The sequence below is a fragment of the Bradyrhizobium sp. Rc3b genome (assembly GCF_900114915.1).
GTDB lineage: Bacteria > Pseudomonadota > Alphaproteobacteria > Rhizobiales > Xanthobacteraceae > Bradyrhizobium.
Map to the genome: position 1 here is coordinate 108,012 of NZ_FOUS01000011.1, position 21,870 is coordinate 129,881.

General features: G+C 64.6%; 17 protein-coding genes, 1 tRNA gene and 1 pseudogene. 4 read left to right on the top strand and 15 right to left on the bottom strand.

The features are described 5' to 3' along the window. The first annotated feature begins 424 nt into the window (after positions 1-424). Positions 425-1,390: an AraC family transcriptional regulator gene (locus tag BM190_RS25560; RefSeq protein ID WP_177237284.1), complete on the top strand. Its 966-nt coding sequence runs from the start codon at positions 425-427 to the stop codon at positions 1,388-1,390. A 77-nt stretch (positions 1,391-1,467) separates the two neighbouring features. Here the strand turns inward: BM190_RS25560 and BM190_RS25565 are convergent. The 3 genes from BM190_RS25565 to BM190_RS25575 all read right to left on the bottom strand — a co-directional run bounded on the left by BM190_RS25565 (position 1,468) and on the right by BM190_RS25575 (position 2,900). Continuing rightward, positions 1,468-1,544, bottom strand: a tRNA-Arg gene (locus BM190_RS25565). Positions 1,545-1,699: 155 nt separating this feature from the next. Then, positions 1,700-2,167, bottom strand: a complete 468-nt coding sequence (locus tag BM190_RS25570) for a hypothetical protein (protein WP_092260148.1) — start codon at positions 2,165-2,167, stop codon at positions 1,700-1,702. Positions 2,168-2,327: 160 nt separating this feature from the next. Further along, positions 2,328-2,900, bottom strand: a complete 573-nt coding sequence (locus BM190_RS25575; RefSeq protein ID WP_177237285.1) for a hypothetical protein — start codon at positions 2,898-2,900, stop codon at positions 2,328-2,330. 182 nt (positions 2,901-3,082) lie between these two features. Between BM190_RS25575 and BM190_RS25580 the strand changes: the two genes are divergently transcribed. Then, complete coding sequence (locus tag BM190_RS25580) at positions 3,083-3,466, top strand: VOC family protein (protein WP_092260152.1); 384 nt, start codon at positions 3,083-3,085, stop codon at positions 3,464-3,466. Positions 3,467-3,508: 42 nt separating this feature from the next. Here BM190_RS25580 and BM190_RS25585 read toward each other — a convergent pair whose 3' ends face one another. Further along, on the bottom strand, positions 3,509-4,006 hold the full coding sequence (locus BM190_RS25585) for a hypothetical protein (protein ID WP_092260154.1): 498 nt from the start codon (positions 4,004-4,006) through the stop codon (positions 3,509-3,511). A 259-nt stretch (positions 4,007-4,265) separates the two neighbouring features. On the opposite strand from BM190_RS25585, the gene BM190_RS25590 reads away from it, so the two are divergent. Beyond that, positions 4,266-4,619: a GrlR family regulatory protein gene (locus BM190_RS25590; protein WP_026202721.1), complete on the top strand. Its 354-nt coding sequence runs from the start codon at positions 4,266-4,268 to the stop codon at positions 4,617-4,619. Between the two features lie 61 nt (positions 4,620-4,680). On the opposite strand, the gene BM190_RS25595 is transcribed toward BM190_RS25590, so the two are convergent. The 11 genes and pseudogenes from BM190_RS25595 to BM190_RS25650 all read right to left on the bottom strand — a co-directional run bounded on the left by BM190_RS25595 (position 4,681) and on the right by BM190_RS25650 (position 20,312). Next, positions 4,681-7,368 (bottom strand): PAS domain S-box protein, encoded by a 2,688-nt coding sequence (locus BM190_RS25595; RefSeq protein WP_092260156.1) that lies wholly within the window; start codon positions 7,366-7,368, stop codon positions 4,681-4,683. A 119-nt stretch (positions 7,369-7,487) separates the two neighbouring features. Beyond that, on the bottom strand, positions 7,488-8,402 hold the full coding sequence (locus BM190_RS25600; RefSeq protein WP_092260158.1) for a DMT family transporter: 915 nt from the start codon (positions 8,400-8,402) through the stop codon (positions 7,488-7,490). Between the two features lie 79 nt (positions 8,403-8,481). After that, on the bottom strand, positions 8,482-9,297 hold the full coding sequence (locus tag BM190_RS25605; protein WP_092260160.1) for an NUDIX hydrolase: 816 nt from the start codon (positions 9,295-9,297) through the stop codon (positions 8,482-8,484). A 4-nt stretch (positions 9,298-9,301) separates the two neighbouring features. Further along, complete coding sequence (locus BM190_RS25610) at positions 9,302-10,255, bottom strand: dihydrodipicolinate synthase family protein (protein ID WP_092260162.1); 954 nt, start codon at positions 10,253-10,255, stop codon at positions 9,302-9,304. A gap of 129 nt (positions 10,256-10,384) precedes the next feature. After that, positions 10,385-11,263, bottom strand: a complete 879-nt coding sequence (locus BM190_RS25615; protein ID WP_092260163.1) for an SDR family oxidoreductase — start codon at positions 11,261-11,263, stop codon at positions 10,385-10,387. Between the two features lie 191 nt (positions 11,264-11,454). Next, positions 11,455-12,315 (bottom strand): MaoC family dehydratase, encoded by an 861-nt coding sequence (locus tag BM190_RS25620; RefSeq protein ID WP_092260165.1) that lies wholly within the window; start codon positions 12,313-12,315, stop codon positions 11,455-11,457. A 221-nt stretch (positions 12,316-12,536) separates the two neighbouring features. Then, the gene (locus BM190_RS25625) at positions 12,537-12,926 is read right to left on the bottom strand and encodes a Zn-ribbon domain-containing OB-fold protein (protein ID WP_018322310.1); all 390 of its coding nucleotides are present in this window, start codon (positions 12,924-12,926) and stop codon (positions 12,537-12,539) included. After that, on the bottom strand, positions 12,926-14,083 hold the full coding sequence (locus BM190_RS25630; RefSeq protein ID WP_092260167.1) for a thiolase family protein: 1,158 nt from the start codon (positions 14,081-14,083) through the stop codon (positions 12,926-12,928). Before BM190_RS25630 ends, BM190_RS25625 begins: the two co-directional genes overlap by 1 nt. A gap of 959 nt (positions 14,084-15,042) precedes the next feature. Beyond that, positions 15,043-15,471, bottom strand: a pseudogene (locus BM190_RS25640) (DUF4262 domain-containing protein); the annotation flags it as partial. Between the two features lie 120 nt (positions 15,472-15,591). Then, positions 15,592-16,593, bottom strand: a complete 1,002-nt coding sequence (locus tag BM190_RS25645; protein ID WP_244550740.1) for a hypothetical protein — start codon at positions 16,591-16,593, stop codon at positions 15,592-15,594. 227 nt (positions 16,594-16,820) lie between these two features. Beyond that, on the bottom strand, positions 16,821-20,312 hold the full coding sequence (locus tag BM190_RS25650; RefSeq protein WP_092260171.1) for an indolepyruvate ferredoxin oxidoreductase family protein: 3,492 nt from the start codon (positions 20,310-20,312) through the stop codon (positions 16,821-16,823). A 284-nt stretch (positions 20,313-20,596) separates the two neighbouring features. On the opposite strand from BM190_RS25650, the gene BM190_RS25655 reads away from it, so the two are divergent. Beyond that, complete coding sequence (locus BM190_RS25655; RefSeq protein WP_092260173.1) at positions 20,597-21,835, top strand: c-type cytochrome; 1,239 nt, start codon at positions 20,597-20,599, stop codon at positions 21,833-21,835. Positions 21,836-21,870 lie beyond the last annotated feature (35 nt).

A 21,870-nucleotide genomic window follows, 5' to 3' on the forward strand; every position in this document is an offset into this window, starting at 1 on the left:
CGCTTTTGCGAGATCATTCCTTGCGCCGTCATCGCCGGCTTGGAGCGATTCCGAAACTGATCCAGATCAAAGATGAAATCGGCCCGCACCGTCATTCTACGGCGATGGCGGACTTGATCGTTTTCCGATGCCCCCAGACGGGCATGAACGTACAGACGGATCTTGAGAAGCAGCTGAGGCAGGAGAGACGGAGCTTTGCATCCTTCGCATGTCCCGCCTGCACACGGCTGCATTTCATCGACCTCGCCTCCGGCCAGCCGATGAGCCGGGAACGTTGACGATGGCATTGATCCGACGGAGGTCATGGCATGACGTCCGCAATACTACGGCCTGAAATTCGGTTTACTGAAACGCGATGTTTCGCCATTGATGGCGGTGTATCGACGTTCATTTGATTGTCACATTTCAGCAGCCGGCCAGACCCATGTTGTTCGACGCCCTCGCTCCGTCCTCCGCCCTTCAACTGATCGGCTTTGCCGACGTCGATGCGTTTCGGCCGATCGAGACGATGGAGGACGCCAGAAGCATTCCGCTCGACATTCCGAACTTCGCCGCGGCCCGCGCCGTCGTCTCCCTGCCGGCGTGCCGCATCATCATGATGAGATCGTTCGCGCGCATCCTCGACACCGCCTATCGGATGCCGGGCGGAATGGTGATCCTGTCCATGACCGACGACCTCCAGGTCAACTTCAAGGGCTTGGATCTCGACGCGCGCTTCTTCGTGACGCTCCGCGGCAACGATGAATGCCACTTCGTCGAGCCTCAGACCAATCATCATGCAATGATTATCTTCTCCCCCGAGCTGAGAGACCGGGGCTGGTTCGATCAGGCCGACGATTTGCGGGCTCATGTCGCGAACCGGCCCGCCCTGCTGCACACGCGGCAGCTCCTGCTCGACATCCTGCGAACCGCCTCAATGCAGCCGCTCCTGTTCGAGACCACCGAGGCGGCGGCCCATCTGCAGGAGGGCCTGCTGCTCGCACTCGACGATCTGTTTCAGATCGATTCGATGTCGGATCGGAGCGCCTCGGTCCAGGGCGAGCGTTCGATCAAGCTTGTAGAGCGGATCGACGATTACCTCGCAGCCCATCCGACCGTACCGATCTATACCGCCGATCTCGCCGGCGAGTTCGGCGTCTCGATCCGCACCCTCGGCGGCGCAGTCAGCAAGGTGCGTGGCATGAGCCTGCACCAGTACATTCGCCTCAAGCGGCTGTGGGCGACCCGCGCCCGCCTGCTCAAGGGCGGCGGCGCCACCGTCGCCATATGTGCGCGCGCGCAGGGCTTCCATCACATGGGCGAGTTTGCCGCGGCTTACCGCGCGACGTTCCACGAGGCGCCCTCCGACACGCTGGCCCGCGGACGGCAAGGCGGCGTCTCGTCATTCTGACCGACGCGGCAAGCCCTCGCGAGGCTGCGCGGCATCAGCGCCGTTCTGGAACATATCTGGAACGCCAACGAGATGATTGGCGCGCTCGGAAGGATTCGAACCTCCGACCCTCGGAATCGAAATCCGATGCTCTATCCAGCTGAGCTACGAGCGCCCTGGCCCGGACACGGGGCCAAAAACCGAGACTTGCCAGACCGGCAGCTGACGAGCCAGCACACCGGACGGCGGTTCGGATGGGTTCGAATTAGCAGAGAGGCCGACCAATAAAAAGCCCTCCCCGCCTCGTTTCGAGACGGATCGAAGGCGCTCTCACCAAGTGGTGTTGAAGAGCCCGAAATGCGGCTGCTGAGCGACCAGCATCATCGGCCGTCCCTGCTGCGGCGCCGGATGCGTCCTGGCGACCTTGCGCTTGGGCTGAACCGGAGCCTTGACGGCGGTATCAGTCTTCAGCGGCGGCGTGAACTGGGCGAAGGTCTCGCGCACCCGCGCCTTGGCTGACTGCTCGGCCAAGGCCGCCGACTGGGCCTCCTGCACGGGCGGCTGGGGAGCCACAACCGCGGCGGTCTTCACAGCCGGCGCGGCAATCGTCGGCTGGCTGGTGTCGAGCACGACGCGCTCAGGCAGGTGCCGATCGGACCGGATTCGGATCAGGGGCTGATCGTTGCTTACGGTCGCAACGGCTTGCGCCACGGGCGCCGCCGGGAAAGCGAAATTCACCGCGAACAACAGTGCAAGCAAAGCTCCACCGACAAAGGTGAAATATCGAAAGATGGGCATTGGCCGCGCTCCGCCCCCCGCATCCCCGCGTGGGCTCTCCGCCTCAACAGGCGATCTCTTATTTGGTTCCTGGCCCGGCCCTTCGGTTCAAATGGCGATGCGAGGTTTTTTCGCCAAGGACCAATGAGGGTAACTTTTCCGCTACCGGAACATTCCGCCGTTAAGCACGGCGTGCTGCAACCAGCGAGCATTTCGCCTGATCGGCATTCACGTTGATGAAGCCCACGGGGATATGCGCAAAGGTCTTGCGGCTCTTCATGCTGACCGGATCCGCCAGCACGCGGCTGCGGTTGGTGAGATGACTGCCGTCGCGCCGCGCAAACGCGCAGACGATCTCGACATCCTTTACGGCATAGTCATTGTCGTTTCGCAGCGTGAACGTCACCAGGGCTCTCGAGCCAAGGCCGCCGCGGCGCCAGGTCTGCGATGAAATCCTGAGACGACCGAGGTCTGCCATCGCCGGTGCCTGGGCTTCCGAGACCGGCGACAACGCTGCGGCCGCATCGGCCGAAGGAGCCGCCTCGACGGCCGCCAGCTCCGCCTTCACCGGCTCAGCACTGTTTCCCTTGGACAGAGGCAGCAGCATCCAGACGCCGCAGCCGACAATGATGGCCGCGATCAGCCACAGAAGGCTGCGGCCAAATGAGACGCTCGCAATTGTCACGGCCCGCGCCACTCGTTCGCCGGTCCCGGCAAAGCGCCTCAATCCGATCCGGTCGAGCCTGGCGTTCATGGTTGCATCACCGATCGCGGCCAAAGCCCATTCAACGACGGACCCCGCCACTGCTTACCTTAAATCCGGAACAGGAACTAAGGTTCCCGCGCAGTTGCGAATCGGCAAGGACGGTGGCGATCACCGCCCGCCGCCGCTAACATGCGCTGCAACATCGCCGAAGGCCCGTTGGGAGAATTGAAATGCCAGTCGTCACTTGGGATCACGTCCATCTGCGCAGCCCCGATCCGGAGGCCACGGCGGCCTGGCTGCGGGACATCCTCGGTGGCGAGGTCGTGCATGCGCCGGGACGGATCGACGTGAATCTGGGCGGCGCCAGGATCTTCATCGCGCCGCTCGAGGGCGACAACGCCGTCAACGCGCCGCCTCCGCACCCGCATCAGGGTCTCGACCATTTTGGCCTGACGGTGAAGGACATCGACGCCGTTGCGGCCGAGATCAAGGCCAAGGGCGTCACGTTCACGCGCGAGCCGACCACGATCCGGCCCGGCGTGCGCATCTGCTTCATCCGCGGCCCCGAAGGCATCTCCATCGAGCTGCTCGAGCGCGACAAGAAATATACCTGATCCGGCGCGCGCATCACCAGACGCGACACGCCGCCGGCGCGGTTACGTCATGCTGCCGGGCATGAAGCAGCGAATGCTGACGCCCATGTAGCCGTAGATCGGCCATACCATGGTGCGCCCTACCCGGTTGGGCTCGGAGATCAGGGCTTCCTCGGGAACGTCGACCCAGACGAGTTCCTGCGGCTGCCCTTCGAGCCCGGAGCCATAGCGCGGGAGGCGGACACGATAGTGCCCGTCCTTGCTGTCCCAGTCGGTGTCCGCGAGCGCCGAACCGTCGGCATCGGAGCAGCACGGCCCCTTGCCGCTGCGCAGGCCATCGAACCAGGCCTTCAGATCGGCATTGGTGTTGACGAACTGGCCGCGGTCGCGCGCGTGCCCGAAGGGGGCTGCGAGTGCAACCAGGACCAGGGCGCCTGCCAGCCGCGTCACGCTTCGCCAGCGTGTTGCGCTGCTGGAACGCCGTCGTTCGCTTTTGCAATTGGTGGGACGCGCACTGTACAGACGCGGCTCATCGCCGCCGGAATCGATCCAGTTGCTCATCGTCTTGCTCCAGCACCCCGCGGCCAGTGCAACAATGGTTATGCATTTCGCGGGCCAACCCTGATTCGCAGGCGGCCGGCCTCGCCTCATCATCAGACCGTCATGACGGCGTCACGCACAAGCCGGGACAACTACGGCTCGCGGCGGCAACTTCCCGTGGTCGGCCGGCAAACTGCCGCGTTGCGCGAGAGGATGCGCTTTGGCATAAAAGCGGGACCGGTTACGCCATTGGGCGATGGCGGCCGGCCTGCGGGACGTTATGAAAAACGGTCTCTACTCGATTCACGTGACCCTGCTCGATGGTCGAGCCGGCAAGGGCAGCGGCGTGATCCTTTTTCGCGACGGCAAGATCCTTGGCGGCGACGCCTACCTCTATTACACCGGCAGCTACGTGGTGAAGGACGACACCACCTTCAAAGGTGAGGTGCTGGTGCAACGACACACCTCGCCGCGCGGCGACGACAATCCGCTGTTCGGCGGTCCTGCTCCCGTGGGTATCGGCGTCAGCGGGACCTACACGGACACGCGCGCGGAAATGACGGGCACGGCGCTGGTCGGCAAGGCCAGCCTGATTTTCGGCGCAACGCTGCACAAGCTTGCTGAAGCTGATTAGGAGCATGATCCGGAAAAGTGTGCTGCGGTTTTCCGAAAAGATCATGCTCAAACAATAGAAGCTACTCGGCAGCCTGCTCCAGCGGCGCCGTGCGCGGCAGGATGATCTGGATGCGGGTGCCGCTGCCCGGTTCGGAATCGAGATCGAGCCGCCCGCCGAGCCGGTTGGTGACGATGCTGTAGACGATGTGCAGTCCAAGACCGGTGCCACCCTGGTCGCGCCGCGTCGTGAAGAACGGATCGAAGGCGCGGCGACGGACGTCGAGCGACATGCCGCAGCCATTGTCGGAGAAGATGATCTCGACATTGTCCTTGCCGGACTCGCGCACCTGGATGTCGATCGTCCCCGGCCGGCCGTCCGGGAAGGCGTGCGCCACCGAATTGAGAAACAGATTGGTCAGCACCTGGCCGTACGGGCCCGGATAGCTGTTCATGGTCAGATCCGGCTGGCACTCGACGTTGAGCGTCAGATTGTGCTTGCGCAGGCCCGGCCTCAGACTCATCACCACCTGCTCGGTGAGGTCGCCGAGATCGAAGCTGCGCTGGTCCGAATAGTTGCGGTCGGCGGCGACCTGCTTGAACGACTGGATCAGCTCGGCTGCGCGGTTGAGATTGGAGACGAGCTGCGAGGATGCGTCGCGGCTGGTGCTGAGGAAGTCGTTGAGCGTGGAGCGGCGCAGCTCGCCCCGCTCGACCTCGGCGGTGAACATCGCGGTCTTGCGCTCCAGCGCGGAGGCGACCGTGAGGCTGATGCCGACGGGATTGTTGACCTCGTGGGCGACGCCGGCGACGAGGCGCCCGAGTGCGGCGAGCTTTTCGGCCTCGATCAGCGAGGCCTGGGTCTCGCGCAGATTGCGCAGCGCCGTCTCGGCGGACTCCTTGGCTTTGCGCATCTCCTGCTCGCCGCGCTTGCGCTCGCCGATGTCGAGTGCGACGGTGACGATCCGCTCGATCTCGCCCTCGGCATCGAGCAGCGGCAGCTTGTTGACCAGCCATTGCCGCATGTTGCCGGAGGCGTCCTTGTATTCCTCCTCGTAGAAGCCGAGGCCTTTTCGAAGCTTGAGCACCCGCTTGTCGCTCTCGTCGGACTTGGCCGCGCCATAGCGCGACATCAGGTCGGCCGTGGTGCGGCCGAGCGCGTCGCCGGGTTCGATGCCGAAGATGCCGGCCATATAGCGGTTCATCAGCACATAGCGCAGGTCGCGATCCTTGACGTTGATCACCGCGGGCACGGTGTCGATGACCTGCTGGAGCAGGCGCCGGCCTTCGGCGATGGCGTCTTCCGCCCGCTTCTGGTCGGTGATGTCGCGCAGCGTGCCCTCGTAGCGGACGATGTTGCCCGCTTCATCGCGCACACCGGTGGCGCTGTCGGAGAGCCACAGGATGTTGCCGCTGCGCTGGCGCACCTGGTACTCGAACTCGCGCACCATGCCGTCGCGCGCCATCAGCCGCTGGTATTCGACGCGTGCCTCGGGATGGACGTAGATGGTGTGGGCGATGTCGTTGATGCTGTCGATGAGATGCTGCGGGCTGTCATAGCCCATCATCCGCGCCAGCGCCGGATTGGCGTTGAGGAGATCGCCGGAGGGCGTCGTGACGTAGATGCCGTCGACCGATCCCTCGAACAGTTTCCGGTAGCTCTCTTCGGCGAGCCGCTGCTCGGTGAGAGCGCGCACCGCCGCCTCCCGCGCCGTGTCGGCCTCCTCCAGCGCGCGGCGGAACACTTCGGCTGCGCGGGCGATGTCGCCGATCTCGTTGTCGAGGTCGGCGGACGGGATCGAGGTGTCCTTCCGGCCCGCCGCAAGCGCGCGGATCGAGCGGGCGATCTGGGCGAGCGGACGCACCGTCCTGCGCACCACGAACAAGGCAGCGCCGATGCCGATCAGCACGCCGATGGTGCCGAGCACGATGCTCTGCCATCGCGCTTCCGTCAGCGTCCGGGCAAAGTCGCGCGACAGCACGTGGCCGCGCCGATCACTGACCTCGCGCAGCAATTCGGTGACACGACCGATCAGCCGGCCCTCGGTTCCCAACACCTCGCGGTCGATGTCGGCGATCTGCCGCTCGCGGACGGCCACGGCCATGATGGCCTCGGCGTAATCGTTGACCGCCGATTTCAGCTTGGCATCGGCAATGTTCAGTCCCCGCATGTTCTGCGCGGCCTGCTCCGCCGCTGACGGGTTGCGCGCGAGAAGCCCGAGCGCGATCCGGCTCTGCGCCTCCGACAGGCGCGAGGCCAGCTCACGGTCGGCGGTGCCGGAGACGGCCACATCGAACTGTTCGCGCAGCGGCGGCAGGCCGGCGAGCAGCTGGGCGCGGCGGTCGATCAGGGTCGAGATCCGCTCGAGGCCGGTCCGATAGGTCGCGAGCCGCTCGGTCACCCCGTCGATCATGTCCTGCTGCTCGGGGGCGAGCTCGATGCGGGTCTTCTTCAGGATGTCGCTGAGGGTCGAGGCCGCCTCGCCGACCTGCTTGAACTGGATGCCGGCGCCGGGATCGGTGACGAAGTCGCGCGCGGCGAGCCGCAGCTCATTCATGCGGCGATCGATGTCCTCGGCGAGGTCGCCGACGCTCTGGAGCCGCTGCAGCTCGGCGAAGGTCGTATCGATGTGCCGGATCGCGATCACGCTCGCGGTCGACGTGACGATGATCACCGCCAGCACCAACAGGAAGCTGCCGAAAGTGAGCTGGCCGATGGAGAGCGAGAATGTTCGCTTTTTCTCAGGGGTCGGCGTCAATTCGGCGGACATTGGGCTTTGAGGGACCGGGATATTTGGAGGCCCAATATACGACGTATTGCGGCCCCGGGGAAACATGCCTCGGGCCGCCGTTTATCCTTAATATTGGCCTCGGAGCCCCCTTGCCCGATCTATGACGGTTTGACGCTTGCCTGCCGCCGGGCCGGGATCGTCATGGCGGCGACGCCGAGGACGACGCAGGCAAGCCCGATCCAGGCGGTCCGGCTCAGGCTCTCGCCGAGCAAGGCGACGCTGATGGCGACGCCAATGGGCACCCGCAGATAGGCCTGCGCGGTGGTGCCGACCGAGCCCAGGGTCTGGATCAGGCGGAAATAGATCGCAAACGCCGCCGCCGTCGAGAACAATGCGAGCGCGAGGAGCGCCACAACCGAGCTGGGCGACGGCGACAGCGTCCAGGGCTGCTCGACCACGAGCGAGGCCGGGATCAGGACCGCCGCCCCGGCCAGCAGCGAGCCGGCTGCGGGCGCCATTGGGTCGAGGCCTTTGAAGCTGCGGCCGAAGATCGCGGCGCAGGCGTAGCAGATGGTGGCGGCGACGATAGCCGCCTCCGCGAGGAGACCGCTGCCGATGTCGTGGAAGGCATCGACGCCGACGATCAGCAGGATGCCGGCCATGCCGGCGATGACGCCGAACAGCTTTCGCGGGCTCGTCGCCTCGTGGCGGGTGACGACCGCCGTGAGCAGGAAGGTGAAGATCGGGCCGGCCGAGTTGAGGATGGTGGCGAGCGCGGCATCGACATGGCGCTCGCCCCAGGCGATCAGCGTCCAGGGGATGACGCTGTTGAGCACGGCCTGGAAGGCGAAGCGCTGCCAGGTCGCTGCGTCCGTGGGCATCCTGATGCCGCGCGCCCACATCACGGCGAGCAACAGGAGGCCTGCGATCGTGGTCCGCGCCGCGATCAAGGTAATCGGGGGAATGGTGGCGACGCCGAGCTTGATGAAGGTGTAGGAGCCGCCCCACAGCGTTGCGAGCGCGACCAGGAGCGCCAGCTCGACGGCGATGTTGGTATCCTGCCGGCTGTCCATTTCGCGCGGTCCGTCCCGTTGTCAGGACGGAACCTAGCGCGTCTGCGATCGCAGATAGTTCGTTACGTGTCGAAGTGTATTAGCCCACCGCCCCGACCTCGAACACCTCGCCGTCATAGCCAGCCTCGCGGGGAATGCGCAGCTGGCGGCCGGTTTCGGTCTTGGTCATGACAGGCATCACCGTGATGATCGACATGCCGCGGGCATGGTCGAGCGCGTCTTTCACGCTGCCCTGTTTCGCAAGGCGAATCAGATTGCGCGTGGTCGGGAACGGCAGCTTGAAGCGGCCGCTCTCGCCGCCCTCCACCGCCTCGCGCGGCGAGACCCAGATCGAATCGGTCGACTCCCTTCCGTCATGGGCGCCGAGCTGATCGGGTGGCGCCGCCGCAAGGAAGAACCAGGTATCGAAGCGCTTGGGCATGCCCTCCGGCGTGATCCAGTGCGCGTAAGGCACCAGCGTGTCGAGCGCGAGCTGAAGGTCGTTGTCGACCAGGATGCTCAGGAAGCTGACCTTGTGCTCGTTGAGCGCGACGCGGTGCTTGTCGGCGATCTCGCCGGCACGCCTGGCATCGACAGGCGCGCCCGTCCCCTTCGACCGCGCCAGCAGGATGCCGCTCTCCTCAAAGGTCTCGCGGATCGCAGCGATGCGAAAACCGCGATCCGCCTCGCTGAGGCCTTCACCGCCCGAATACAGGTCGGAGCGCGCAACGATCTCGTTGTCGCCGGCATCGACGCTGCCGCCGGGAAACACCAGCGCGCCCGAGTTGAACTCGATCTGATGATGGCGGACCATCATGAAGACTTCGATTTCGCCACGGCCCTTGCTATCGGCCTTGGCGCCATCACGGAGCAGGAGGATCGTCGACGCCGGGCGTGATGCTGATGTCTCGGTCATCCAACTAACCTGCGGCGCTGGATTGCGGGCCGAGATTGGCGCGCTTGTCGACACGGGCGACTCGCGACAGCAGGTACTCGACCTCGGCCTTCGCCGTCGCCGTGATGGACGCGCCGGGCTTGCGCTGGGCGCTGGAGGCGATGACGCCGCGCTTCTGCAGCACGTGTTTGCGGATGGTCAGGCCGACGCCGGGCTGCTGCTCGTAGCGGATCAGCGGCAGATGGGCGTCGAACAGGTCATGCGCGGCATCGCGCTTGCCGGCCTTGGAGAGGTTGACGACGTCGATCAGAAGCTCCGGGAAGGCGTAGCCGGTCATGGCGCCGTCGGCGCCGCGCTCCATCTCGAAGTCCAGGAACGTGCCGCCATTGCCGCACAGAATCGAGAGCGGACGGAGCGAGCCGTCCTTCTGGAAGCCGCGAAGCGTCGTGATCTTCTCCAGGCCCGGCCAATCCTCGTGCTTGAGCATCACGCAGTTCGAATTGTCCATGACGATCTTGCGGATCACGGCGGGGGTGAACACCACCGAGAGCGTCAGCGGATAGTCCTGGAGCACCCAGGGAACATCCGGCCCGATCGCTTCCGCCGCCTGCTTGAAATAGCCGACGATCTGGTCGTCGGTCCGAAGCGACGGCGGCGGGGCGATCATGACGCCGGCCGCACCCGCGTCCATCGAGGCCTTCGCCAGCGAGCGCATGGTGGCAAAGCCCGGCGCGGAGACGCCGACGATCACCTGCATCTTCTTGGCGCGCTTGACGAAGCGCACCGCCACCTGCTCCGCCTCGGCCGCGTCCAGCTTCGGCGCCTCGCCGAGGATGCCCAGCACCGTGACGCCGTCGCAGCCAACCTCCTCGTAGAAATCGGTCAGGCGGTCGATCGAGCGCTCGTCGATCCGGCCGTCGTCGTGGAACGGCGTCGGCGCGATTGCGAAAGTGCCCTTGGCGTCGGCGGTCAGTTTCATTTAGTCCTCGTCTCTGTTCGTCATTCCGGGGCGGCTCGCAGAGCCGAACTCTGGTGCGCAATTGCGCACCTGAGAATCTCGAGGTTCCGGGTGCGATGCTTTGCATCGCCCCGGAACGACAACAACAGCCTAAAACCGCCGCGCACCCATCTTGATCTGCTCCTCGGAGAAGAAGATCTCCTTGGCGTGATCGGCGATGTCCTGGGCCTTCCAGCCCGTGTGCGGCGGTTTCCAGCCTTCCATTTCCATCATCCGCATCTCGCGCACGCCGCGGGGCCCGGACACACCCAGCACCTTGCCGGTCTGGTCGCCCGACAAGTCGCTGACCATGTATAGCACGGCCGGCGCGATGCCGTCCGGCCCCAGCGCCGCGGAGGGGTTCTCCTTATAGCGGGGCAGGTCTGCGGTCATGCGGGTCAGGGCGCCCGGGGCCAGCGTCCAGATCCGGATGTTGTACTTGCGGCCCTCGATCGCCAGCACGTTGGACAGGCCCCAGATGCCGCCCTTGGCCGCGCCGTAATTGGTCTGGCCGAAATTGCCGATCAGGCCCGAGGTCGAGGCGGTGTTGACGATGACGCCGCCGCCATTTTCCCGCATCCAGCGAAACACCGGCATGGTGCAACAAAAGGTACCCTTCAGATGCACCTTGATGACCTTGTCCCAGTCGGCTTCGGAAGCCTTGTGAAAGGTCTGGTCGCGCAGGATTCCGGCATTGTTGACCAGGATGTCGGCGCGACCGAAATGCTTGATGGCGTCGTCGAACACCGACTGGCCGCCCTCCATGGTGGAGATGTCGGCGCCGTTGGCGATCGCCTTGCCGCCTTCGGCCTTGATCGCGTCCACCACGAGTTGCGCCATCGACTTGTCGGCGCCGGAGCCGTCACGGGGACCGCCGAGGTCATTGACGACGACCGAGGCCCCTTCCCGCGCAAACAGCTTCGCGTAGGCCTCACCGAGCCCGCCGCCCGCGCCGGTGATCAGCGCGACCTTGCCGTCGAGTAGTCCCATGGTGGCTTCTCCCTGTTTTGTTTTTCTTCGCCTCTTCCCGCGTGCGGGGAGAGGCCTGAAATCGAGCGCAGCTTGATTTCAGGGTGAGGGGGAGCCTCCGCGAGCTCAACTGTCACTGTCCCCGGGGAAACTCCCCCTCACCCCACCCTCTCCCCGCAAGCGGGGCGATGGAGTGAAGCACCAGTGTCCGCCTAACCCAGTACCGTCTTGCCGTTCTTGATCACGGTGACACCGCGCGACTTCACCTTGGCTTCGAACGAGATCACGTTGCCGTCCTTCCAGAGGTCCATGGTCACGGTCTCGCCGGGATAGACCGGCGAGGAGAACCGCGCGACGTGCTGGCGGAAGGCGCTCGCGTCGTAGTCGGCGTAGGTCTGCAGCACGCCGCGGCAGGTGATGCCGTAGGTGCACATGCCGTGCAGGATCGGACGCGGAAAGCCGGCCTTCTTGGCGAACTCGGGATCGCTATGCAGCGGGTTGCGGTCGCCGCAGAGGCGATAGACCAGCGCCTGGTCGGGGCGCGTGGTGATGTCGATGGTCTTGTCGGGTGCGCGTGACGGGATCTTGTGCGGATCGGGCTGGGTCAGGCTCGGCCCGCCAAAGCCGCCGTCGCCGCGGGCGAAGCGCGAGGCGACGAGGGTCGCGAGCTTCTCGCCCTTCTCGTTCTTCAGCACGGTCTGGTGCGCGATGACGACGCCCTTGTCCTTGCCCTTGTCGTAGACTTCGACGACGGAAGAGTCGGCCGTGATGTGCGCGGCGACCGGCAGCGGCTGGTGGAAGGTGATGTCGCGCTCGCCATCGACCACCATGACGCGGTTGAGGTTCATCTCGCCGGGACCCGCGCCCCACGCCGCGACGGACGCGAATGTCGGCACCACCTTGAGCGGCCGCGGCGTCAGCGTGCCCTCGTTGACGAAGGCGAGCTCATTCTCGTCCATCGGATCGGCGCCGAGCCCGATGCCGTAGGCGTAGAGCATCACCTCGCGATCGGTGTAGGCGTATTTCTGGCCGAGGTTTTTCAGTCCTTTGAGCTCTTCGTATCTGGCGGACATGTTGTTTGTCTTCCTCCCGAGTTTCTTATCCGCAGGCGGCGATGCCCGTGAATGTGCCCTCTCCCCTTGTGGGAGAGGGCAGCACCGCTCTTGCAACAAAGTCACTTGGGTGAGGGGTTGGCTCCGCATTGACACTTCTCGTGCGGAGAGAGACCCCTCACCCGGCAGCCTTCGGCTGCCACCCTCGCCCACAAGGGGAGAGGGTTACATCTTGCTTCGTGTCAGGCAGGCGTGAAGAACGGCAGTGGCGCGCCATCCGTCGGCTTAAACACCACTTTCACCTTCTGGCCGATCTTGAGCTTCTCCAGATCGCAGTCGACGAAATTGGTCTGCACCGACGGCCCCTCCTTCAGCGTGACGTAGCCGATGGCGTAGGGGCCGGTCGGCGACTTCCGCATCAGGCTCCAGGTGTAGATCGTCCCCTCGCCCGAGGCTTCCTCCCACACCGTCTTGTCGGAGTAGCAGAACGGGCAGATCGAGCGCGGGAAATAGTGCGCTTCGCCGCACGCCGTGCAGCGCTTGATCATGAACTTGCCCTGCTTCGCCGCATCCCAGAACGCGGCGGTCTCGGGGTTCGTGACCGGTGCCGGATATTTCTTCGTCTCGCTCATCACACGCGCTCCAGAATGGCCGTCGAGGCGGCGTGGCGAACTCCCAAAAGGCCGCCGGTGCCGTGAGCGATGGCGAGATCGCAATTCTTGACCTGCACCTTCGGATGCGCCTCGCCGCGCAGCTGCCGCACGGCCTCGATGATCTTGGTCATGCCGCCGCGGTTGACCGGATGGTTGCTGCAGAGGCCGCCGCCGTCGGTGTTGAATGGCAGCTTGCCGACGCCCGAGATCAGATTGCCGTCGGCGACGAACTTGCCGCCCTCGCCTTTCTTGCAGAAGCCGAGATCCTCGAGCTGCATCAGCACCGTGATGGTGAAGCTGTCATAGATCGAGGCGTATTTGATGTCCTTCGGCGTGATGCCGGCTTCCGCGAACGCACGCGGGCCGGACCAGATGCCGGCGGAGTAAGTGAGATCGAGATCCTTGCCGCCGCGCGGGCCCTTCATCGCCTCGCCATGGCCGATCAGCTTGACCAGTGGCTTCTTCAGGCTCCTGGCGATCTCCGGCGTCGTCACGATCAGCGCGCCGCCGCCGTCGGAGACGACGCAGCAATCCATACGATGCAGCGGATCGGAGATCATCGGCGAGTTCAGGACATCCTCGACGGTGACGACGTCCTTGAGCATCGCATGCGGATTGTATTGCGCGTGATGCGAGGCCGCGACCTTGATCCAGGCGAGCTGCTCTGAAGTTGTGCCATAGTCGTGCATATGGCGCATGGCACACATGCCATAGGCATTGTGCGTGGTCGCCCCGTAAGCGGATTCGAAATCGACCTCGGCACCGGCCGCACGCGGCGGCATCACACCGGTGCGGGGCTTGCCGGCGAGCGTGATCAGCGCAATCGAGCACTTGCCCGCCGCGATCGCCTCGGCGGCATGGCCGAGATGGATGATGTAGGAACAGCCGCCGGTCTCGGTGGAGTCAACGTGGCGGAGCTTCTTGGTGTTCAGGCCGAGATAGTCGACCATCGGCCAGGCGCCGCCGGGCGCATCGCCCGCGCAGAAATAGCCGTCGACATCGTCCTTGCTGATCCCGGCATCCTCGATCGCGCCCTTGGCGACCTCGGCGTGGAGCTGGGCGGTGGATTTGTCCGGCGCATGCCGGGTCGGGTGTTCGTAGATCCCGGCAATGTAGGCCTTGCCCTTGATGGTCAAACTTCAGGTCTCCGCTGGCGTTTCTTAATTGCCCCGTTTTTCTGAACCGCACTGGGCAGATTGGCAAGCGCGGAAATATTCCGCCCCGCGAGAGGGCAGCGGGTCGGCGCAACTCCCAATCCCGTCATCCTGAGGTGCGAGTGATGGGGCGCAGCGTGCCCCATCAGGAGCCTCGAAGGATGCACGGCCAAGCTATCTCGACGCCCGCTGAGCGACAGCCGGGCCGTCGCCCTTCGAGGCTCGCCGAAGAGGCGAGCGCCTCAGGGTGACGGTCTAGATGACCGGCTCGCTCTCACATCGCAGACACACCCCCGCATCCTCGCGGCCCATCTCGCCCGAGCTTTGCTTCCGTCTCGCTCCCTCCTTGAACAGAGGGCGCAGGGAAGACCGGGTGCCGGCTGGGCACCCACGGTCCGCTGTGCGCGATTGCGCGAAGAACAGATGCACAGCGGCATACAGGTGCGGCCAAACATCCGGCCTTCCCTGCGCAGTGGCTTTACGGCTTATGTCGTGCTCTCCCCGGGGAGCGATGCACTATTGCCCCCGTCGCCTTGCAATTACTCGCAAGACTTGACGCCAGCCTGCGGGCGTCAGGACCACACGATTTTGCCGTACGCGAGACCGCGCCCGTCGTGCACGAGACAATCGCCCGCGCCACGCAGCCCGCGTCCACCGCCGCTCACCCCGCGTTTCGTGACGATCGCGATACGCCCCTCTTGAGGGATGAGGTGGCGGACCGATACGACAATTCCGAATTTCGGTAAAGTGGAATGTTTTTGCGCGCGGGGATTGACTCGTCTCTTGGATGTTTCGCCCGGCGGTAACACAAGGGGTGGTGTCGTAGGGTGGGCAAAGCGACTTGTCCGCCGTAGCTCGGAGAGCGAAGGCGGAAGCGTGCCCACGTCTTTTGCGCAATCATGGCGAGGTCGTGGGCACGGCGCTTCGCGCCTTTGCCCACCCTACGGGACCTTGCGCCGTCCCAACCAGTTGCCTTCCGTCAGGTGGGGCTGTGCGGCACGGGCCTCAGCGGTTGCCTCCGCAGCCCTGGGAAAATGCCCGTCGCGATCGGGGTACGCGACTTGCAGGCATTCGAACTCATCATTGCCGTAGAACCATCTGCTCCATCCGAGATGCGAGCGGTAGTGCTGCAACGACACCGGAAGGAGCACGGCGGCGACATTCTCAAACAGCGCATCCGTGGGCTCGCCGACCAGCGGTCGCCGTCCTGCGTCGAGTTCGTGGTAGATCGTCCAGAACGTATCCTGGGCGGTCTGCTGTCCCATTGAAAACACGATCATCTCCGGAAACCTGAACTTCAGCCAGAATCCGGTCGTGTAGGCGAAGCCCGGTCCTTCGCCATCGGAGAAGACATGCGTGCCAAACCAGCCGTGATTGCGAACTTTCTCGACGAAGTTCTGCTCGTGCTTATCGAGCCGATCGGGAGGCGCATCAAGAGCTGTGAACGTTGCTCGCTCGTCCGATACGAGGGGTGAAAGACAGACTCTTCGCTACGAGGCGGTGCTCGGGCGCGCGCGATAACGGAACGCGGTCAGCCCGGCGAACATCAGGCCGAGGACGAGAAAAACAGCGCCTCCCTTCACGCCAAAACTGTCCTGGTGTTGGCGCTCGGCCGCGTCGTCGACGATCAGGGGCCGCGCATCAGGTCTGCCCGAGAGATAGCGGATCCTGATCTGTCTGACGGTCTGGACGCCGTTGCGCGTGATCTGCCGCCAGAACGCCGGGCTGATATGGGTCGGTCCGTAGGCCTGCTGTCGTCCGCTCTTGTCGGTCCACGCCAGCGTCACGAGATAGCTCGGGGCCTCACCGGCCTTGTTCACCTCACCGTAGGCGCGGGTCACATCGGCGGTGGCGTCATCGCCATGGGCGAGGATCTCATTCAACGTGCTTTGCTCAATGTAGGAGTTCACCAGCATGTAGCCGCCGAATGGAAGCATCACAGCAGTCAGGGTCCCGAGGATGTAAGGAAAGGGACGCCTTGCTCCGGCGGCGATCGTCGCACTCCCCGGTCCGCCTCGACGCGCCGACCATGTCTGCCATCCGATCACGAGCATCAGGAGCACGGCGCAAACGCCTGCTCCCGCCGCCATGAACCTGGACGTGGACCGGATATGGTTCAGATGGTCGTCGAGATCTTCGACAATGACCGGAAGCGATGCATCGTCGTCAACAGCCTGAATGGGAATCGTCAGGAGCTTGAGCTGGTTGCCAACCATGATCCGCGCCGCATAGGCAGCACTGACCGCAATGCCCGTGCGCTCGCGCTGGACGCCATCCCTGCCGGTCCACTGCAATCCGATCGACAGATTTTCGTCGACATAGCGCGGCCAGCCGCCGTCAAACACGAACGGAAACCGCGGCGAGACGACTTTGGCCGAAATGATCTTTCCGGTGGTGCCATAGCCATCGCGCATGACACGTTCGATGGCATGCTGATTCCAGAACATCCCCAACGCCGCCAAAACACCGACGGCCAGAAACAGGATCAACACAGTGCGCAATGACATCGATCATCGCCCGCATAGCGCAGGGCCGCATCGCCCGGCGCGCCTCACTATCGCAAGTTGCTGATATCGCGGCGCCACAACTCTTGTCAAACGGATGAATTGTCGTCCGCTGGCGTAGGGCGGATTAGCCGATGGCGTAATCCGCCGTATTGATCGCCACGGCAATAGGTGTGGCGGATTTACGCTTCGCTAATCCGCCCTACGAGACCGCCCTACTCCGCCGCGATCTGCCTTGGCGCGGGCGGCGGGTTGGCCAAGTCCGCGGCGAGTTGGGCGTAGCGGGCCTTGGCGTCCGCGACCGCTTTCTCCTTCACCGGGCCGTAGCCGCGGATGCGGTCGGGCAGCGACAGCAGTTCCACCGCGGTGTCGATCGTCACCGGCGACAACAGGCCGAGCACGGTGGCGACGTCCTTCTCGTAGCCGGCGATCAGGTCGCGTTCGAGCTTGCGGTCGGCGCTGCGGCCGAAGATATCGAGCGGCGTGCCGCGCAGGAATTTGAGTTTCGCCAGCACGCCGAAGACGTTCAGCATCCAGGGGCCGAAGGCGCGCTTCTTCGGGCGTCCCAGCGCGTCGAGGCCACCGCCGAGGATCGGCGGCGCCAGGTTGAAGCTGAATTTGAAGTCGCCCTCGAATTGATCGCGGAGCTGCTGGGCGAAGGCCCCGTCGGTGTAGAGGCGCGCGACTTCGTATTCGTCCTTGTAGGCCAAGAGCTTGGCGTAGTTCACCGCAACCGCGCGCGGCAGCGCATCGCCATAACCGCCCTTCACTGCGGCATCGCGCACCTGGTCGATCAGCTTGCGGTAGCGCTTGGCGAGACGGCTGTTCTGATAGGCAGCGAGGTGCTTGGCGCGGTGCTCGATGACCTCGTCGAGGCTCATGGCGTCCAGCGTCTTGGGCGCAGCCACCTGGTCCGTACCCTTCAGCATGTTGGCAAGACGTGCGGGATCGGCGACCGCGAGCCGGCCGAGGCGGAAGGCTTCCTTGTTCATCTTGATCGAGACGCCGTTGACCTCGATCGCCTGTTCGATCGACTCCGCCGACAGCGGGAACAAGCCCTTCTGATAGGCGTAGCCCATCATCATCATGTTGGTGGCGATGCTGTCGCCGAGCAGCTGCTCGGCCGGCTTGGTGAAATCGAAGAACACCGAGTCCTTGTGCAGCGCGGTCTCCAAGAGCCCGTTCAGCTTGCGGGTCTGGAAGTTGAAGTCGCGGTTGAGGACGAAATCGGCGGTGGGGATGACGTGGCTGTTGATGATGCCGCGCGTCCGGGTGGAGTCGCAGAGCGAGATCGTGTCCTTGGCGACCGCGACCACCTCATCGGCGGCGAGCACGAGATCGGCCGTGCCGGTGACGATGCGCGAGCAGGTCACTTCCGCGGGGTGATCCGACAGGCGGACATGGCTGAGCACCGCCCCGCCCTTCTGTGCAAGGCCGGACATGTCGAGGATCATCGAGGCCTTGCCCTCGATATGGGCGGCCATGCCGAGCAGCGCGCCGATGGTGAGAACGCCGGTGCCGCCGACGCCGCCGACCGCGATGTTATAGGGCTTGTCGAGCGTCGGGCGCGAGGCCGGCTCGGGCAGCGCGCCGATATCGGCAAGCTCAGCCGGCGCACGGTGGCGCGGCTTGCCGCCGTCCACGGTGACGAAGGACGGGCAAAAGCCCTTGAGGCAGGAATAATCCTTGTTGCAGGACGACTGGTTGATGGCGCGCTTGCGACCGAACTCGGTCTCCAGCGGCTCGACCGAGATACAATTCGACTGCACCGAGCAATCGCCGCAGCCTTCGCAGACCGCGGGGTTGATCATGACGCGGCGCGCCGGATCTTCCATCAGGCCGCGCTTGCGGCGGCGGCGCTTTTCGGCGGCGCACGTCTGCACGAACACGATAGCCGATGTGCCCTTGTGTTCCCGGCACATCTTCATGACGTTTTGCAGCTCGTCGCGATGATAGAGCTTCACGCCCGGCGCGATGGTGCTGGCCGGATAGGCGTCGGGCGCCTCCGAGACAAGATAGATCTCGCGGATGCCTTCGGCGTGGAGCTGATGGGTGATCTGCTGCGGCGAGAGATCGCCGTCATGGCGCTGGCCGCCGGTCATGGCCACCGCGTCGTTGTAGAGGATCTTATAGGTGATGTTGGTCTTGGATGCCACCGCCTGGCGGATGGCGAGAAGGCCCGAGTGGAAATAGGTGCCGTCGCCGAGATTGGCGAAAATGTGGTTCTCGTTGGTGAAGGGTGCGATGCCGACCCACGGCACGCCCTCGCCGCCCATATGCGTAAAGGTCTCGGTCGAGCGGTCCATCCACAGCGCCATGAAATGGCAGCCGATGCCGGCGAGCGCGCGGCTGCCTTCGGGGACCTTCGTCGAGGTGTTGTGGGGACAGCCGGAGCAGAAATACGGAGTGCGGGAGACAGGGGCGACCGCTTGCATCTGGGTGGCCTGACGGCCGTTGAACCAGTCGGCCTTGGCGCGGAGCATCGAAGCAATCTCAGGATTGAGATTAAGTCGAAGCAGACGCTCGGTAAGCGAGGTCGCAAGCGAGGCGACGCTGAGCTCGGCGGCGAAGGTCAAAAAGCGCTTGTCGTGCTCGTCCATCTTGCCGACGATGCGCGGGCGCACGTCGTCGCGCCAGTTGAACAACACCTGCTTGACCTGGTTCTCGACGATCTCGCGGCGCTCCTCGACGATGAAGATCTCCTCCAGGCCGACGGCGAATTCATGCACGCCTTCCGGCTCCAGCGGCCAGGGCATGCCGATCTTGTAGAGGCGAAGGCCGATCTTGGCGGCGACCTCTTCGGTGACGCCGAGCTCGCGCAGCGCCTGACGGACGTCCTCATAGCTTTTGCCTGACGCCATGATGCCGAAGCGGGCGTTCGGCGAATCCATGGTGACGCGGTTGACCTTGTTGGCGCGCGCAAAGGCGATCGCGGCAAAGCCCTTGTAGTCCTGCAAGCGCCGATCCTGCTCGAAGCGATCGTCGGGCCAGCGCAGGTTGAGTCCGCCTTGCGGCATCTCGAAATCGGTCGGGATGATGAACGGCTTCATCTCGTCGGTGAGGTCGATCTCGGCGGTGGTCTCCACCGTCTCCGTGATCACCTTCATGCCGACCCAGCAGCCGGAATAGCGCGACATCGCGATGCCGAGCAGGCCCATCTCGATCATCTCGTGGATGCTCGAGGGATAGAGATACGGCATCAAGGCCGACATGAAGGCATGGTCGGACTGATGCGGGACCGTCGAGGATTTTGCGCCGTGGTCGTCACCGGCGAGACAGAGCACGCCGCCGTTCTTGGCCGAGCCTGCGGCATTGCCGTGGCGGAACACGTCGCCGCAGCGATCGACGCCGGGGCCCTTGCCGTACCAGATGCCGACCACCCCGTCATATTTCGCGCCGGGCGAGAGGTTAAGCTGCTGCGAGCCCCAGACGGCGGTGGCCGCCAGATCCTCGTTCACGCCGGGCTGGAACTTGATGTTGTATTGTTCGAGATGCTTGCGGGCGGCAAAGAGCTGCTGGTCGTAGCCGCCGAGCGGCGAGCCGCGATAGCCGGAGATGAAGCCCGCGGTGTTGAGGCCGCTGGCGCGGTCACGCCGGATCTGGGCCATGGGCAGGCGGACCAGGGCCTGGATGCCCGTGGTGAAGACGTGTCCGGTTTCCTGGGTGTATTTTTGATCGAGACTGATCGGACCCTGGTTGATTCCCATGTTGTCCTCTTTATCGCCCTGTTTCAGGTCTTTCCGACTTAAGCCGTTGCCTTCCCGTTGTTTTTAGCTAGGGCGCGCCGACCAATCTCGCCACTCTATGTCGGATATTTCACGATCCGCATCACAAATCTGGACCAAATGGAGCCCTGGGTAAAAATCGCAATTTCGTGGCCTGAAACACGTTGGGCATTTTCAATTTGTGTCACCATACCCCCACTGTGGCGAAATGAACTGATGCCCCTGTCGTGCCAGATGCGGGCGATTGGTCGCAGGAGAGACTTTCGATGCGGACGATTCTGGCTGGCGCGGCTGTTGTCGGCTTGGCGTTGTGCAGTGCGGTTGCAAGCGCAGCCGGCGCCGCCGAGCCGTCGCCGGAGCTGATCGCCTACGGCAAGACGCTGGTCGAGGCCGGCGACTGCGCAGGCTGCCACACCGCCGATCCGGCAAAACCGTTCGCGGGCGGCAAGCGCATCGACACGCCGTTCGGCGCGATCTATGCGCCGAACCTGACCCCGGACCGCGACACCGGGATCGGCGCCTGGAAAGATGCCGATTTCACCCGCGCATTGCGCACCGGCGTCGCGCCCGACGGCTCGAACTACTATCCGGCGTTCCCTTATCCCTACTTCACGAAGATGACGAAGGACGACACGCTGGCGATCCGCGCCTATCTCGGCACGCTTGCGCCCGTCGTCAACCGCAACAAGCCGCCGGAGCTGCGCTGGCCGTTCGGCTATCGCGGCCTGATGCGGGTCTGGAACGCGATGTATTTCAAGCCCGGCCTGTACGAGCCGGACCAGAGCCAGAGCGCGGCGTGGAACAGAGGTGGCTATCTCGTCACCGGGCTCGGTCATTGCGGGGCCTGCCACACGCCGAAGAACTATTTTGGCGCGGACAAACAGGCGCAGGCGCTCTCGGGCAACGAGGTCGGCGGCTGGTACGCGCCAAGGCTCGACGGCGCCTCCCGCACAGGCCTGAAGTCGTGGAGCGAGGCGGACATCGCCGAATATCTGCAGAGCGGGCGCAATGCCAGGAGCCATGCCGGCGGGCTGATGGCGGAGGTGGTCGTCAACTCAACGGCGAAGATGAGCGATGCCGATGTGCGCGCGATCGCGGTGTACCTGAAGAGCCTGCCGCCGTCGCGGCGCGAGACCATCGTGACGCCGCCTGATGATGCCGAGATGAAGGCGGGCCAGGCGGTCTACGCCAAGCTCTGCATCGCATGCCATGAAGCCGACGGCTCGGGTGCGCCGCGGATCTATCCGCCGCTGCCCGGCAATGCGCTGCTGCAATCGATCAATCCATCCTCCACCTTGCGCATCATCCTCGACGGCGCCCACACCGTGACTACCCCGCGCGCGCCCAACACCGGCGAGATGCCGCCCTATGCCAAGCTGTCCAATGAGGAGATCGCTGCGGTGACGAACTACATCCGCAACGCCTGGGGCAATGCGGCCCCACTGGTGACGCCGGCGCAGGTCGCGAAGGCAAGGAAGCAGGGGCGAATGGGGAGTAGCGAATAGCCAGATCTATCCGCTATTCGCCATTCGCGCGCGCG

Bases quoted from the DNA above. Each gene is read 5' to 3' on its own strand.
- BM190_RS25560 (WP_177237284.1), top strand. From the start codon at position 425: ATGTTGTTCGACGCCCTCGCTCCGTCCTCCGCCCTTCAACTGATCGGC.
- BM190_RS25570 (WP_092260148.1), bottom strand. From the start codon at position 2,167: ATGCCCATCTTTCGATATTTCACCTTTGTCGGTGGAGCTTTGCTTGCA.
- BM190_RS25575 (WP_177237285.1), bottom strand. From the start codon at position 2,900: ATGAACGCCAGGCTCGACCGGATCGGATTGAGGCGCTTTGCCGGGACC.
- BM190_RS25580 (WP_092260152.1), top strand. From the start codon at position 3,083: ATGCCAGTCGTCACTTGGGATCACGTCCATCTGCGCAGCCCCGATCCG.
- BM190_RS25585 (WP_092260154.1), bottom strand. From the start codon at position 4,006: ATGAGCAACTGGATCGATTCCGGCGGCGATGAGCCGCGTCTGTACAGT.
- BM190_RS25590 (WP_026202721.1), top strand. From the start codon at position 4,266: ATGAAAAACGGTCTCTACTCGATTCACGTGACCCTGCTCGATGGTCGA.
- BM190_RS25595 (WP_092260156.1), bottom strand. From the start codon at position 7,368: ATGTCCGCCGAATTGACGCCGACCCCTGAGAAAAAGCGAACATTCTCG.
- BM190_RS25600 (WP_092260158.1), bottom strand. From the start codon at position 8,402: ATGGACAGCCGGCAGGATACCAACATCGCCGTCGAGCTGGCGCTCCTG.
- BM190_RS25605 (WP_092260160.1), bottom strand. From the start codon at position 9,297: ATGACCGAGACATCAGCATCACGCCCGGCGTCGACGATCCTCCTGCTC.
- BM190_RS25610 (WP_092260162.1), bottom strand. From the start codon at position 10,255: ATGAAACTGACCGCCGACGCCAAGGGCACTTTCGCAATCGCGCCGACG.
- BM190_RS25615 (WP_092260163.1), bottom strand. From the start codon at position 11,263: ATGGGACTACTCGACGGCAAGGTCGCGCTGATCACCGGCGCGGGCGGC.
- BM190_RS25620 (WP_092260165.1), bottom strand. From the start codon at position 12,315: ATGTCCGCCAGATACGAAGAGCTCAAAGGACTGAAAAACCTCGGCCAG.
- BM190_RS25625 (WP_018322310.1), bottom strand. From the start codon at position 12,926: ATGAGCGAGACGAAGAAATATCCGGCACCGGTCACGAACCCCGAGACC.
- BM190_RS25650 (WP_092260171.1), bottom strand. From the start codon at position 20,312: ATGGGAATCAACCAGGGTCCGATCAGTCTCGATCAAAAATACACCCAG.
- BM190_RS25655 (WP_092260173.1), top strand. From the start codon at position 20,597: ATGCGGACGATTCTGGCTGGCGCGGCTGTTGTCGGCTTGGCGTTGTGC.